Annotated in this window: 10 protein-coding genes and 1 pseudogene; 10 read left to right on the top strand and 1 reads right to left on the bottom strand. The window is 69.2% G+C overall.

The window, feature by feature from the left end:
* The 5 genes from ACY45C_RS13930 to ACY45C_RS13950 form a co-directional block, all read left to right on the top strand.
* The coding region (locus ACY45C_RS13930; RefSeq protein ID WP_462188031.1) for a thiamine pyrophosphate-dependent dehydrogenase E1 component subunit alpha at positions 1–736 on the top strand (736 nt) is incomplete at its 5' end.
* Positions 736–1,686 carry an alpha-ketoacid dehydrogenase subunit beta gene (locus ACY45C_RS13935; RefSeq protein WP_462188032.1) on the top strand — a complete coding sequence of 317 codons (951 nt, stop codon included), beginning with the start codon at positions 736–738 and terminating at the stop codon, positions 1,684–1,686. The genes ACY45C_RS13930 and ACY45C_RS13935, both read left to right, overlap by 1 nt.
* Positions 1,687–2,098: 412 nt before the next feature.
* Entirely contained in the window at positions 2,099–2,905 is an 807-nt protein-coding gene (locus ACY45C_RS13940) for a class I SAM-dependent methyltransferase (RefSeq protein WP_462188033.1), read from the top strand.
* A gap of 108 nt (positions 2,906–3,013) precedes the next feature.
* A complete protein-coding gene (locus ACY45C_RS13945) occupies positions 3,014–3,508 on the top strand; it encodes a transposase (protein WP_462188034.1) in 495 nt (164 codons plus the stop codon).
* Between the two features lie 279 nt (positions 3,509–3,787).
* Entirely contained in the window at positions 3,788–6,682 is a 2,895-nt protein-coding gene (locus tag ACY45C_RS13950) for an FAD-binding and (Fe-S)-binding domain-containing protein (RefSeq protein ID WP_462188040.1), read from the top strand.
* On the opposite strand, the gene ACY45C_RS13955 is transcribed toward ACY45C_RS13950, so the two are convergent.
* On the bottom strand, positions 6,666–7,262 hold the full coding sequence (locus tag ACY45C_RS13955; protein ID WP_462188035.1) for a hypothetical protein: 597 nt from the start codon (positions 7,260–7,262) through the stop codon (positions 6,666–6,668). The two genes, ACY45C_RS13950 and ACY45C_RS13955, sit on opposite strands and share 17 nt — an antisense overlap.
* 711 nt (positions 7,263–7,973) lie before the next feature.
* Between ACY45C_RS13955 and ACY45C_RS13960 the strand changes: the two genes are divergently transcribed.
* From ACY45C_RS13960 to ACY45C_RS13980, 5 genes and pseudogenes are all read left to right on the top strand, one after another.
* On the top strand, positions 7,974–8,465 hold the full coding sequence (locus tag ACY45C_RS13960; protein WP_462188036.1) for a glycosyltransferase: 492 nt from the start codon (positions 7,974–7,976) through the stop codon (positions 8,463–8,465).
* Entirely contained in the window at positions 8,462–9,349 is an 888-nt protein-coding gene (locus tag ACY45C_RS13965; protein WP_462188037.1) for a GtrA family protein, read from the top strand. The genes ACY45C_RS13960 and ACY45C_RS13965 overlap by 4 nt, the downstream gene beginning before the upstream one ends.
* Positions 9,336–9,512: a hypothetical protein gene (locus ACY45C_RS13970; protein WP_462188038.1), complete on the top strand. Its 177-nt coding sequence runs from the start codon at positions 9,336–9,338 to the stop codon at positions 9,510–9,512. The genes ACY45C_RS13965 and ACY45C_RS13970 overlap by 14 nt, the downstream gene beginning before the upstream one ends.
* Before the next feature lie 796 nt (positions 9,513–10,308).
* Positions 10,309–11,617, top strand: a pseudogene (locus ACY45C_RS13975) (glycosyltransferase family 2 protein).
* Positions 11,614–12,425 (top strand): ArnT family glycosyltransferase (locus ACY45C_RS13980; protein ID WP_462188039.1); only part of this gene is annotated, 812 nt, incomplete at its 3' end. The pseudogene ACY45C_RS13975 and the gene ACY45C_RS13980, both read left to right, overlap by 4 nt.

A 12,425-nucleotide genomic window follows, 5' to 3' on the forward strand; every position in this document is an offset into this window, starting at 1 on the left:
GTCAGCAGGAGTCTGCCGGGGCAAGGGTGGGTCGTTGCATCTGACGGATTTCTCGGTGGGCAGCCTTGGTGAGTCGGGGATTGTTGGTGGGAGTTTGCCGATTGCGGTTGGAGCAGGATTGAGCGCGAAGATGCGCGAGACAGGTCAGGTATGTTTGAGCTTTTTTGGTGATGGCACTGCGAACGCTGGTCCGTTTCACGAGGCGTTGAATCTGGCGGCGATTTGGGCTGTGCCGACGGTTTTTCTCTGCGAGAACAATGGTTATGCGGTAACGTCCCCAATTCAGGAGGCGATGGCAGTGGAGAATGTCGCCGACCGGGCGGCGGCCTATGCGATGCCGGGCGCCTGCGTTGATGGTCAGGATGTGCTGGCGGTGTATGCGGCGGTTTCGGCGGCGGCGGCGCGTGCTCGTTCCGGAGGCGGGCCGAGCCTGGTTGATGCGAAGACGTATCGCTTCCGTGAGCACGTCGAGGTCGTCGACTCGCAAGGGAGCTTGCCGCGCTACCGCTCGCCAGAGGAGGTGGAGGAGTGGCGGGCGCGGGATCCGATCGTGTTGTTCCGGGAAGAGCTCCGTAGCCGTGGGGTACTGACTGGCGAGGATGCTGTGCACCTGGAAGCCGAGGTGGCCAGGGAGATGGAGGGAGCTATCCTTTTTGCCCAGGAAAGCCCACTTCCCGAGCCCGGTGAGGCGTTCGAGGACGTGTTCGTCAACCCGATTGCGATCAGGAGCCGGTGATGGGCACTGAGGTGCGGGAAACGACACAGCTGACGTATTTCGATGCGACTCTTGCGGCGATTGCTGAGAAGATGCGCCACGATCCGTCGGTGTTCTTTATGGCTCAGGATTTGCGGGCCAACCTGTATGGCCGTTTCCCTGTTGATGAGTTCGGTAAGGAGCGTATTCGGAATCTACCGATCTCGGAGGCGGCTTCCGTCGGTGTCGGCGTGGGGGCAGCATTGACGGGTCTCCGTCCGGTGATCGATATGGCGTGCTCGACATTTCTGTACTCGGCGATGGATCAGATAGTGAATCAGGCGGCGAAGATCCGCTATATGTCGGGTGGGCAGGCGAAGGTACCGCTACTGCTGCTTGTGCCAGTCTTCTATGGTAATTCGGAAGCCGCCCATCACGCGGATCGTCCGTTCGCGCTGTTCGCCAACAGCCCGGGCTTGAAGATCGTCGCTCCGAGCACTCCGTACGACATGAAGGGGCTGACAACGGCAGCGATTCGTGAGGACGATCCGGTGCTGCTGTTCAGGGACGCTACGCTGTTCGAAATGCGGGGCCCGGTCCCGGATGAAGACTACGTGATTCCACTTGGCTTGGCGGATATAAAGCGTGAGGGGACTGACGTGACGGTGGTTGCGATCGCTGGTGCTGTCAGAGTCGCTCTTGCTGCTGCGCAGAGGCTTGAGACAGAGGGGATCTCGGTCGAGGTCGTCGACCCGCGCTCGCTCGTTCCATTGGATTACGAGACGATCAACGCTTCGGTTGAGAAAACTGGCCGGGTCGTCGTCGTCGATCCGGCACCCCGCACCTGCAGCTTCGCGAGCGAGCTTGTCGCCTCGCTCGCCGAGGAGCGATTCTGGCGGCTGATGGCGGCTCCGGTACGAGTGACGGCTGCAGATGTACCGACACCGTTTAGCCCGCCCCTTGGGGGACGTAATGAAGTAACAAATACGTGATCGAGAGCATCATCGCAGGTCACAGGCCTGTGGAGGGTTCGAAACGCGCAAGTTATTTCATTTCGACTCCTTGAGCGGCAGACACTGCTTGACGTCGAGCAGGTAGCGCAAGCGGTACGCCGTGTCGTCTCGGAGAAGCTGGTAGGCAGATGACGCGGTGGCGTTCGCGGTGGACGAGAATCCTCAACGACCTCGTGTCATCTCTGCCTCAACGCCTTTCGCGCTGACCGAATGTCGTCTGCGCTCGTGAGCACTGTCTTGAGAGGGAGCCCAATGGAACTGCCGGCCCGTTCGGTGGAGGAGTGATGCTTGTTCAGCTTCGTCACGAGACGCGCGATAACTCTTCCTTGCCCTGCAGCTCAGTCGCCACGCGACATCACGGAACGCTCACTCTATCGACGGGAGGCATGCCATGACGACGGATGACCCACATGGCGTCAAGAATCGCGGTCGGATCATCTGGACTATGGGGGACTACCAGCTGATCGCCGACCGGCAGCTACCCATTGCCGAAGCGCTGTGCGACTGGGCCGGAGTGCGGGCGGGCCAGCGGGTTGTCGACGTGGCCACCGCCACCGGGAACGTAGCGCTAGCCGCGGGCCGACGGGGCGCGCTGGTCACCGCCGTCGACATCACGCCGCGGATGGTGGAGCTGGCCCGGGCCCGGGCCCAGGAGGCCGGGTTGGAGATCACCGTCCTCGAAGGCGATGCCGAGGACCTTCCCTTGTCGGACGCCAGCTGCGACGTGGCTCTCTCCGCCTGCGGCATCTGGTTCGCACCGCGACCCGACGCGGCCACCGCCGAGGTCCACCGAGTGCTGCGGCCCGGCGGCCAGGTTGGCCTGGCGAACTTCACCCCTACCGGGTTCATGGGCCGGCTCAACGCGATCATAAAGCGTCGCCTCCCCCTCCCCGAGAGCCTGCCCGAGCCCAATGAGTGGGGAGTGCGCGACGTCGTGCTCCCCAGGCTCACGCCCTACTTTCACGACATCGAGTGCATATCCGCGTGTATCAGGTACTCCTTCCCGACAGCGGCGGCCGCCGCGGACTTCTTCCTCCGTTACTCCCCGCCCCACGTCGCCGCCCTGATCTCGCTGGACCCACCGGCCGCGCGGGAATTGCGACAGGAGATCGAGAGCTGTTTCACTGAGAATTCCGTGGTGGCGGACCGGGTCGAGCTCGACGCTGAGTATCTGCTTGTACGGGCCCAGGCGCGCTGACCGGTCGACCATGGACATGGCGGGGTCAAATGGGCGTAGCAACGTCTCGATATGATGATCGCTTTGGCGTCGAGGGACTGGATGGTGGAGCCGAGGGACTGATGGTGGATGGGCCGGCGGGAGCAGTTGACAATCGAGGAGCGGGAGGTAATTTCCCGAGAGCTGGGTCGGAACCAATCGGCGCGGATCATCGCGAAGATGCTCGGCCGGCATCACTCGACGCTTTCACGGGAGATCGAGCGTAACGGCGGCGAGGAAGCATACTGGGCGGCGGACGCGCAGGCGCGTTGTGACGCGATGCGCGCGCGTCCGAAGGAACGCAAACTCGTCGCGTCGCCGCCGTTGCGCGACGAGGTCAACGCGGGCCTGGACGAGAAGTGGTCCCCGAAACGGATCAGCGAGAGAGTGCGTAAGGAGTTCCCCGATGACGAGAGCATGCGCGTGTCCCACGAGACGATCTACAAGTGGAGCCGCCTGCAGGACGGTGGGGAACTGCGAACCGAGCTGGAGATCATGCTGCCCAAGGGCTGGACTGGGTGGGTCAACCAGTCGTGCAGCACTGTGACCAGGGGGCAGGATCGTCGGCATGGTCAACATCAGTGAGCGGCCGAAGGAGGCCACCGACCGTGCCGTGCCCGGGTTCCGGGAGGGTGATCTCATTGAAGATCCACAGTGGCAGGCCGATCCGGTGCGGCCGGCCCGGCCCGTGGCGAGGATGGTGGGGTGCAGCGGGAGCAGCGTCGCGTGCGGGTCGAACAGTTTCGCCGACAGTTTCGGCGTCTCGGTGACCGGGCCGGGGTCGGAACAGGGGCCGGGGACCGGGCGGAGCTGGCCCGGATGCTGCGGGCGGCGCTCGGGGAGCGACCGACCACGGCCGGGTCGATGGTCGCTGGCACCAGTGTGGATCATGATCGAGCGGTCCGGCCCATGGTCGACGCCTCGGCCCGGCGCCGGGCCGAGTACTCCTCCGACGCCTCGAACTACCGGGTGCCACCCGCGGTCGTGGTGTTCCCCCGGGAGGTCGAGGACATCCTGGCGATCGTGGCGGTTTGCCGGTCCACCGCGACCCCGCTGACCACCCGGGGAGCGGGCACCTCCATCGCGGGCAACGCCGTGGGCCCCGGGGTGGTGATGGATCTCAGCCGCCACCTGCACCGCGTCATCTCCCTGGACCCGGCCGCCCGCACCGCGAGCGTGCAGCCCGGGGTCATCCTGGACAGCCTCCAGGCGGCGGCTGGCCGGCACGGGCTGCGATTCGGTCCGGATCCCTCCACCCATGCCCGCTGCACCATCGGCGGCATGATCGGCAACAACGCCTGCGGCGCACGGGCGATCGCCTACGGCCGGACCGCCGACAACATCGTCGACCTCGACGTGCTCGACGGCACGGGACGTCGGCTGCGGGTCGGCCCGGGTGGCTCCGGGCGTTCGGGTGGCTCCGGGCATCCGGCAGTCCCCGGGCTCGACGACCTCGTCCGGGCCAACCTGGCGGTCCTGCGCACCGAACTCGGCAGGTTCCCCCGCCAGGTCTCCGGCTACTCGCTGGAGCACCTGCTGCCCGAACGCGGCGGCGACCTGGCGAAGGCACTGGTGGGCTCCGAGGGCACCTGCGTGGTCGTGCTCGGGGCGACCGTCCGCCTCGTCCCCCGACCGGCCGCGACCGCGATGGTCGTGCTGGGCTATCCGGACATGCCGGCCGCCGCGGACGCCGTGCCGCTGCTGTTCCCGCACGCTCCGCTGGCGGTGGAGGGCATGGACGCGCGCCTGGTCGACATCGTGCGCCGGCACCGGGGACCGCGGGCCGTACCGGAGCTTCCCGCCGGCACCGGCTGGCTGTTCGTCGAGGTCGGTGGGGCGAGCCCGGCGGAGACGCTCGCGGCCGGCCGGGCGTTGGCGGCCGCCGCGGGCACGAGGGCCACCCGGGTGCTGCCCACCGGCCCGCAGACCCGCGCCCTCTGGCGGATCCGCGAGGACGGCGCGGGTCTCGCCGGGCGGACCGCGGCGGGGGAACCGGCCTGGCCCGGCTGGGAGGACGCGGCCGTGCCGCCGCAGCGCCTGGGGGCCTACCTGCGTGACTTCGAGGACCTGCTGCGTGCGCACCGGATCGACGGGGTGCCGTACGGACACTTCGGGGACGGCTGCGTGCACATCCGGCTTGATCTACCGTTGGCGGACGCCCCGGGGCGCCTGCGCCCGTTCCTGACCGAGGCCGCCGACCTGGTCGCCTCCTACGGCGGCTCGATATCCGGTGAGCACGGGGACGGCCGGGCCCGCGGTGAGCTGCTGGCCAGGATGTACTCGCCGGCCGCGCTCGGCGTCTTCGCCGGTTTCAAGGCCCTGTTCGATCCGGACGATCTTCTCAATCCGGGTGTGCTGGTCCGGCCGAGGCCGATCGACGCCGACCTGCGCCTGCCGGCGGCTCGCCCGCTGCCCGCCAGCGGCGGATTCGCCTTCACCGCCGACGCGGGGGAGTTCGGGCGGGCCGTCCACCGCTGCGTCGGGCTGGGCACCTGCCGGGCCGACACGCCGGCGGCCGGCGGCTTCATGTGCCCGTCGTACCTCGCGACGCGCGACGAGAAGGATTCCACCCGCGGCCGGGCCAGGGTGCTGCAGGAGATGGCGAACGGCTCGCTGGTCCGCGGAGGTGCCGGGGGCGCCCGGGCCCCGGAGGTGGCCGAGGTGCTCGACCTGTGCCTGTCGTGCAAGGCGTGCGCGCGCGACTGCGCGGCCGGGGTGGACATGGCGACGTACAAGTCCGAGGTGCTGTTCCGCGCCTACCGGCATCGGCTCCGGCCGGTCAGCCATTACGTGCTCGGCTGGTTGCCCCGCTGGGCCCGGGTCGCCGGGCGGGCGCCACGCCTGGTCAACGCGGTGCTGGCCGGACCGGCGGTGCGACGGCTGCTGCTGCGGGTGGGGGGCATGGACGTGCGCCGCGAGGTGCCGGCCTTCGCCAGGCAACCGTTCAGCCGCTGGTGGCGCGAGCACGGCGGCCCGGACCGGGGAAACGGGTACCTGGCTGACGGGCGGCCGGCCCACAGACGCGAGGCCCACAGCCGGGAGGTGGTGCTGTGGATCGACACGTTCACGGAGGCCTTCTCCCCCGAGGTCGGCCGAGCCGCCGTGGCAGTGCTGGCGGACGCCGGCTACCGGGTGATCGTGCCGCCGGGCCCCGCGTGCTGTGGTCTCACCTGGATCACCACCGGCCAGCTCGACGGCGCGCGCCGCCGGTTGCGGGCGACCGTCGACCGCCTCGCGCCGTACGCCCGGGCCGGGACGCCGATCGTCGGTCTGGAACCGTCCTGCACGGCGGTGCTGCGCGGCGACCTCGTCGAGCTGCTCGCGGGCGACCCCGCCGCCGCGCTGGTCGCCGGTGCGGTGCGTACCCTCGCCGAGCTGCTCGGCGACACCGTCGGCTGGACTCCGCCGCGCCTCGACGGGGTGCGCGTCCTCGCCCAGCCGCACTGCCACCAGCACGCGGTCATGGGATTCGCCGCCGACCGCGGCCTGCTGGCGGTGGCCGGCGCGGACGTCACCGTCCTCGCCGGGTGCTGCGGCCTGGCCGGCAACTTCGGCATGGAGGCCGGGCACTACGACGTGTCGATGGCGATCGCCGCCCGCACCCTGGGCCCGGCGATCGCCTCGGCTCCCGCGGGCACCGTGCTGCTCGCCGACGGATTCTCCTGCCGGGCCCAGGCCGAACACGTCGCCGCCCGGCGCGGGCGGCATCTCGCCGAGCTGCTCGCCGAGCATCTCGCCGGGCTCAGATCTCCACGGTGAAGACCGTCGCCGGCAGGCCGCCACCGTCGGCGACCGCGGACGGGCCGGCCGGGTTGCCGGCCAGCTCCCCCCGGGGAACGGCGAGCACGACGACGGGGTGGTTACGGGCGAGCTTCGCGACCAGTGGCCGGAGCCGGGCGACCTCCACCCGGGTGTGGCCGACCTGCACGACTCCCGTCATCCCGCCATCGAGGCGGACGAATCCGTCGGGAACGTGCGACCCGGTGTGCAGGGCGGCCTCGTTCTCGTGCCGCCACTGTCGCTCGCTGATCCAGGCCAGCACCCGCGACCCGCCCACCCCGGCGTTCTCGATCCGCAGCCGGGCGCGGGCGACCATGGCGTGGCGCACGGCCCCCGCCGCGCTCGTCGCCGCCCCGTCGGATTCCAGCTCCATCGAACTGGCCAGCCGGGTGCCCTCGGCGGTGAGCCGTACGAGCCGGCCCTGGCCGGCGAGTACGGGATCGGCGGAGGCGACTCCGGCGTTCTCCCATCGCTTCACGACGGCGCGAGCCGCGTTCTTGGAGATCGGGTGTTCCGGGCCGAGAATCTCCGAGATGTCCGATTCGAAGGCGGCTCGCATGTCGAAGATCCATTCGAGGACGTGGAGATCCCGTTGGTTGAGGCGAACGTGCCCCCTGTCCGCTCTGCTCTTGCGAGGCTGGTCTGACACCGTGCTCCCTGGGGTTTATGGCTGGGAAGTCTATGGGCGCGGGGTTCTGCGGTCGTGATTGTCGTCAACCCGGCCGGGGTGGTTCCACGTGTTGTCGCGATGTGCCGCTCCGTGGGGCCGGGACTTGTGGCCCTATGGAGTCGAAATGAAATAACTTGCGCGTTTCGAACCCTCCACAGGCCTGTGACCTGCGATGATGCTCTCGATCACGTATTTGTTACTTCATTACGTCCCCTATAGGGCCGGGCGGTACCGGTCAACCGGGTTGCCCGGAAGTGTCGGGAAGCGTGCCGGTGGAGTGCGGTGTGGCACGGGCGCACCCGGCTTAGCGGGGAGACCGTGTCTCGGAGTGCTCCTGGTGGTCACCCGCCCCCGTCCGCCGACGGCCTGCGGTAATTTTTCGCCCGGCCTTATGACCGTAGGGCCCGGATCGGGCATGGGGTGCCGGTAGATGGCTCGATCCGGGACTTCTCTTATTCTGCTGCCTCTGGGGGAAATTTGTTATGATCACCACAGGAATGTGGCCGTGTGAATGTTGCACTGTATTGTCCGGAATTCGACGGATCGGGATTATCTCGGCACTGACCCGCGTTTCGCGGGTCAGTGGCCCCGGGGGACCCGATGACCTCGACCGGTCAGGGGGGTAGGACCGATCAAGAAAGTAGGGCCGATCGGGGGAGCCGGACCGGGCCGGAGGGCGGACCGGACGACCGCACGGGCCTGCTCCGCCTGCCCGTTCTGCCGCATCCCCGCCCCCCGCTGGAGCGTCCCGAGCGGACGGGCGGTTCGGCCGCGGAACCGGTCGGTCCCCGGGTGGACGTCGGTCCCCGGGTGGACGTCGGGCCACAGGTGTCGGTCGTGATACCCACCCGCAACGAGGCGCACAACGTCGAACCGCTGCTGCGGCGCCTCGACGATGCGCTGCACGGCCTGTTCGGAGAAGTGATCTTTGTTGACGACTCCGACGACGGAACACCCGAGGTCATCGCGCGCGTCCGCCCCTCGATGCGGTTACCGGTACGGGTGCACCATCGGACCCCGGCCCAGCGGGTCGGCGGGCTGGGGGCGCGGTCAGCGAGGGCTTCGCGCTCTGTGCCGCACCCTATGCGGTGATCATCGATGGGGACCTCCAGCATCCGCCGGAGACCATCCCGGCGCTGCTCGGCACCGCCGTGGAACATGCCGCCGACGTGGTGATCGGCAGCCGGTACGTGTCCGGCGGCAGCGCATCGGGGCTCGCTGGAAGCATGCGGCACCTGGTCTCGACGGGGTCCAACCGGTTGTGCCGGTGGGTCTTCCCCCGTCGGCTGCGCGGCGTCTCGGACGTGATGAGCGGCTTCTTCCTGGTGCGGGTTGCCGTCGTGGACCGGGCCGGCCTGCGACCGGACGGCTACAAGATCCTGCTGGAGCTGCTCGTCGCGTCCGGACGGCTGCGTGTCCGCGAGATCGGGTACGCCTTCGCCGAGCGGCACGCCGGGACCTCCAACGCCTCGCTGACCGAAGGCGCCCGCTTCGCCCGGCGGCTGTTCGCGTTGCGGGTTCCGAAGCCCGCGCGCTTCGCCCTGGTCGGGGCGTCCGGGACGGTGCCGAACCTGCTTGGCACCGCCGTGCTTCACCACGTCGGCCTGCACTACCTGGCCGCGGCGATCGTCGCGACCCAGATCGCCATCGGCTGGAACTTCCTCGGCTGCGAGCTCCTGGCCTGGGACCGGGAGACGGGTTCCCGGCTGCGTCGCTATCCGGCGTTCGCGCTCATCAACAACCTCGATCTGGTCATCCGGCTGCCACTGCTCGCGGTGCTGGTCGGGCGATGGCATCTCGGCGTCGGCATCTCGACCCTGATGTCCCTGGCCGCCGCGGTGATCGTCCGATACCTGGTGGTGGATCGGCTGGTGTACCGGCGACGGGCGGTGCCTGAGCGGGCGGTGCCTGAGCGGGCGGCGTCGCCGTCGCGCGGAAGGCCGTCGGAGGACGGGGTGCCCGGTGCGGTTTCGTAGCCCACCCGCCGGTGACGGCGTACGCCTCGGCGCCGACGGGGTCCTCATCCGGCTGTTCTGTTCCGGGCATGTGCAGCTCCCCGACGGGCGGATCCTGCTTGCCGGCGGCACCTTGGCGTATTCCACGCCAACGACGAACTACAAGGGAATGGCGAGGAGCTAATTCGCCGATACCACGGTCGCCGAGTACGTGGCCGACCTCCCGAAGCTCGTCGCGGCGAACTGACCCTCCATCCAGGCCGGGGACCGGACCCGCCGCGGTGTCGCCCGCCCGCGGTGCTCCGTGCCCACCCCTTTCAGGCAGGTACAGGTGACATCCGATTCTGATGCTGATTCCGATTCCGAAGTCCCGCGTGCGCGGGCGCTCCCCCGCGGTGCGCGTCGGCAGGCCCGTGCGCACCGAGCTCCCCGCGTGCCCCGACGCTCACCTCGGCCGTGGATCGCAGTGGCCGCGAGGTGGGGGCCGCGAGGTGGGGGGCCGCGGGGTGGGGGCCGCCCTGCACACCACGTCGGCCCTCGTGCTGTCCGAGCTGGCCGGTCTCGACGGGAGCACGTCCTACCTCCTGCCCGGAGCACTCGCGATCGTCCTGCCTCGGATGTTCGGCCGGGGTGGCCGGGGCCGGCGGATCCCGTGGCTCGCCCGGCTCGCGTGCGAGTCGGGCGGCTGGTACGTCTACATGTTCGCCGGTTCGCCGGACATCAGGCTGGTCTCGTACGGCGGTCCGCGCCTGGGCCAGCCGTTCGCCGTGGTGCTGGGCGCGGTGGCGGCGGTGACCGGCGGCTTGGTCCTGTCCCGTCGGTTCCGGGCGCGGGCCCGCGGGTCGACCCCCGGCGCCAGCCGCCGGCGCCGCTGGGTGTGGGCGCTGGTCAGCGTGCCCCTCGCGGTGACGCTGGGGGTGCGTGCGGCCGAGCATCACCACGTCGTGCTGCTCGCCACATGGACGATCGTCTCGCTGCTGATGCTGCTGGTCGCCAGCCTGACTCTCGTGCGCGGCCAGTACAGCTGGCAGCGCCCCGAGCGGGTGCATCACGTGGACCTGACCGGCAACCTCGCGCCCCGCAACCGCTTCTCGCTCATCGTCCCCGCCCGCGACGAGCCGGTGCTCGGGCGGACCCTGACCCAGATTCTTGCCGGCGACTACCCCCACGACCTGGTGGAACTGGTCGTGATGGTGTCCCATGACGAGGTCGACCAGGAGACCCGGCGGGTCGCCGAGGAGATCGCTGGCCGGCATTCCAACGTGCGGGTCGTCGCGCCCGAAGGCAGCCGGCGTAGTAAACCCCTGTCCCTGGAGGACGCCCGCCGGCACTGCACCGGAGACCTGGTCGGCGTCGTCGACGCGGAGTCCCTGATCGCCGGGGGACTCCTGCGTTACGTGAACACGCTGGCCCTGCGCCACGCCGACGTCGGCATCTTCCAGGGCGGCGTGCAGCTCATGAACGCGCGTGCCACGGCGTGGCGGCGCGCCGCGGACCACTCGCCGATGCGGGCGTTCCTCCACTGGTTGGACACGGGCACCTCCTGGTGGCGGGCCCGCAGCTGCCTCGAGTACTACATCTGGTTCATGTCGCGGCTGCGTTTCCAGGCGCGCGCGTTTCATCCCACTTGGCGGCAATACGGTGTTCATTCGGCGAACGGTGCTGGAAAGGCTCGGTGGGTGGGACGTCTCCTGCCTCACCGAGGACTGTGACCTCGGGGTGCGGGCCTCGGTCGCCGGAATCCCGACCGCGGTCTTCTACCACCCCGATCTGACGACCCGGGAGGAGACCCCGGAAAGCCTCACGAAACTCGTCGTCCAGCGCACCCGCTGGATGATGGGGTTCATGCAGGTCCTCTTCAAGGGGGACTGGCGGGCGCTTCCGGGAGCACGCCAGCGCATCATGGCGGTGGAGATGCTCACGATGCCGTTCTTCCAGGCACTCGCCGGCGTCCTGCTGCCGGTGTCGCTGGTCCTCACGTTGTTCCTGGCGGCGCCGACCGGTCTGGTCATCGTCTTCTGGCTTCCGTTCGGTGCGACCGTCATGACGGTCTTCTCCGAACAGGCGGCGTTCCGCGAGTTTGCCGAGGCGTACGGGCTCGATCTGCGTCGCTGGGACAGCGTGCGGCTCGTGCCCTGCGCCCCGCTGTACCAGCTCGCGCTTTCCGCCGCCGCAGTGCGCGCCACGGCCCGGTTGCTGCGTGGCCGGGTCGAGTGGGAGAAGACCTCCCACTCCGGGGCCCACCACAGCACCGCCTCCGGCCGCTTCGAGCTGGAGGCGGCGTCGTGACCGCACCCGACGCCGCGAACCCGTACCCCCGATTGCTCGGCCCGCAGACCGCCGTGACCTGGATCGCCGCCCGGGCCGGGGAGCTCGCCGGCCGACTGGTCGGCTGGGCCGGCGCCCGCCGCCGCAGCCTGCTCCTGCTCGCCGTGCTCCTGACGGTGGCGGCGGTGCTGCACGGTTATAACTTCGACGGCTGGCCGGGCCGCGTCACCGACGACGAGGGCACGTATGCCGCCCAGGCGTATTCGATGCAGTACTGGAACCGGATCGCGCATTACACGTACTGGTACGACCATCCGTTCGGCGGATGGCTGTTAATTGCCATCTACACGAAGATCACTGATGGTTTCAACCGGGCGCCGACGGCGGTCACCGCCGCCCGCGAGCTCATGTTCGGCGTGCATCTGGTGAGCTGCGTGCTACTGTACCGGTTCGGCCGGCTCCTCGGCCTACGACGGTTCTTCGCCGGCCTGGCCCTGCTCGTCTTCTCGCTTTCACCGCTCGCCCTGTGGTATCAGCGGATGGCGTTCCTCGACAACATCGCCGTGATGTGGCTGCTCGCCGCCCTGGTGTGCGCGGCGTCGCCGCGCCGCAGTGTCGCGGCGGCGGCGTTCGCCGGGATCTTCATGGCCTTCGCTTTCTGGTCGAAAGAAACCGTCCTGATCTTCCTCCCGGGGTTGTACGTACTGCTCCGGCAGAATCGTGATCCTCGTAACTGGCGATTCGTGCGGCGCAACTTCATGGGCTGCCTGATCGGCGTGTGCGGTATCTACATCCTGTATGCGGCCGCGAAGAACGAGCTGTTCGAGGG

This window comes from Frankia sp. CcWB2, from assembly GCF_977927585.1.

Bases quoted from the DNA above. Each gene is read 5' to 3' on its own strand.
- ACY45C_RS13950 (WP_462188040.1), top strand. From the start codon at position 3,788: ATGGTCGCTGGCACCAGTGTGGATCATGATCGAGCGGTCCGGCCCATG.
- ACY45C_RS13945 (WP_462188034.1), top strand. From the start codon at position 3,014: ATGGGCCGGCGGGAGCAGTTGACAATCGAGGAGCGGGAGGTAATTTCC.
- ACY45C_RS13955 (WP_462188035.1), bottom strand. From the start codon at position 7,262: ATGCGAGCCGCCTTCGAATCGGACATCTCGGAGATTCTCGGCCCGGAA.
- ACY45C_RS13940 (WP_462188033.1), top strand. From the start codon at position 2,099: ATGACGACGGATGACCCACATGGCGTCAAGAATCGCGGTCGGATCATC.
- ACY45C_RS13935 (WP_462188032.1), top strand. From the start codon at position 736: ATGGGCACTGAGGTGCGGGAAACGACACAGCTGACGTATTTCGATGCG.
- ACY45C_RS13960 (WP_462188036.1), top strand. From the start codon at position 7,974: ATGACCTCGACCGGTCAGGGGGGTAGGACCGATCAAGAAAGTAGGGCC.